Raw genomic sequence first — 1,587 nt, forward strand, 5'->3', positions numbered from 1 at the left:
CGAATGTCGCCAAGGAGTTAAACCATGTCAGCTACAACTTTGAGAAAGGTCGATTCGAACGCGACGGAATTTCCGTCGACGGCGAGTATTTCTCAAGGCTTGCCAGACAAAGTGCGGCTGAACTCCGACGGAACGGTTTCACTGAACTTGTCGCCGGCACTGGAAGCGAGCTTTCAGGAGCAGCAGCGCGGTCGGTTATTGGAAGCGCAACGCTTAAAAGAACGGTTATCACGCGTACCCTTTTACGCGAAGCAGGCAGCACTGGATGGGGATCAATACTGGCTCGACTTGGCGAGCACCTACCAGGGAACCGTTTAGAGAAACCGTTACGGCGTTTACTCTATTCGCGGGCTGGCCAAAGAGAAATCACTGACGCTCTTGCCAAAGCGTTCCAATCTGACCGTACCTTTAATCGCTGGTGGCACCGCAGCGTAGGTACGCAATACCACAAAGCCACAATCAGCCCAGCATTCAAGCGCGTATTCGACGCGGGTCAATCCTATCTGCACGATGTTTCCCGCCTTTCCATGCGGGCAGAGGCTGCCGCGCCGAGCCTGTTGCCCAAAGTCGGCGACCTGCGTGAGTTGATCCAGAATGGCAAGAATGCGTTTTCCAAAGCCAGACGCCAAGCCGTCAAGGTGGCGTCGCAGGCTGTCTTTGCTGGCACACTGCAATACACCCGCGATAAAGACGGCAACCTGCACCAGATTGAAGGCGGCGTTGCTGAGGGCGTGGTGTTCAGCGATGACGAGCTACGCAAGCTATTCAAGCTCGACCAGCAAGCCATCGACATCTACCGCGAAAGCCGCGCCGCCATCGACACCAGCCTGGATGATGTCACCCGCTCAACGCTGTTCAAGCTGTTGCGCAAATCCGCACTGAATCCGTTACTGGTGGAGAACCTACGCGAAACTAGCGCCAGCCTTACGAGCCTGAAACAGACTATCGGCGCAGCACTAACCCGTGTGGCACAGGATCAGGAACGCAGCGGCAATACCAGCCAGGCTGCACGGATTTTGAAGCTCGCCAAGCTGGCGGATGATGTAATCGACAAGGCGGAAAGCCTGAAGGCACGCGGGTATGCACCCTTGATGCGTTTTGGTAACTACGCCGTCGATGTGACTGACAGCAAGGGGGACCGTATCGCCTTCCAGCTGTTTGAAAGCCAGCTGGAAGCAAACAGGGCAGCCTTCAAGTTGGCCAAGGCTTACCCGCAAGCCAAAGTGCGTCAGTCCATTCTATCGGAGTCAGGCTACAAGCTGTTCAAAGGCATGACCCCTGAAACCGTCGCCTTGTTCGCTAAGGAACTGGGTGTCGACAAGGATGAAGCGACACAAGAGTACCTGCAGCTTGCTGTGTCGAATCGCAGCGCCCTGAAGCGCATGATCCACCGTAAAGGGGTCGAGGGTTACTGCGACGACCTTAGCCGCGTGGTGGCCAGCTTCATTGTCTCCAATGCCCGCCAAGCTTCCGGTAACTTCAATCGGGTTGAGATGCTGGAAGCGGCAGAAGCCTGCAAGGGTGACGTGAAGGACGAAGCGGTCAGCCTAGTGCAGTACCTGACTGAACCCAAGGAAGAGGCAGCCG

At 56.1% G+C, this 1,587-nt stretch carries 2 protein-coding genes and 1 pseudogene; 2 read left to right on the forward strand and 1 reads right to left on the reverse strand.

Going from position 1 to position 1,587, the window contains the following annotated elements; translation table 11 throughout:
• Positions 1-68 precede the first annotated feature (68 nt).
• Positions 69-191 (forward strand): annotated as a pseudogene (locus ACUHMQ_RS20690) (hypothetical protein); the annotation flags it as partial.
• A gap of 144 nt (positions 192-335) precedes the next feature.
• Here the strand turns inward: ACUHMQ_RS20690 and ACUHMQ_RS20695 are convergent.
• Complete coding sequence (locus tag ACUHMQ_RS20695; RefSeq protein WP_445297335.1) at positions 336-509, reverse strand: hypothetical protein; 174 nt, start codon at positions 507-509, stop codon at positions 336-338.
• A gap of 18 nt (positions 510-527) precedes the next feature.
• On the opposite strand from ACUHMQ_RS20695, the gene ACUHMQ_RS20700 reads away from it, so the two are divergent.
• The coding region (locus tag ACUHMQ_RS20700) for a PLxRFG domain-containing protein (protein ID WP_445297334.1) at positions 528-1,587 on the forward strand (1,060 nt) is incomplete at its 3' end.

It is taken from the genome of Chitinimonas violaceus, assembly GCF_052601015.1.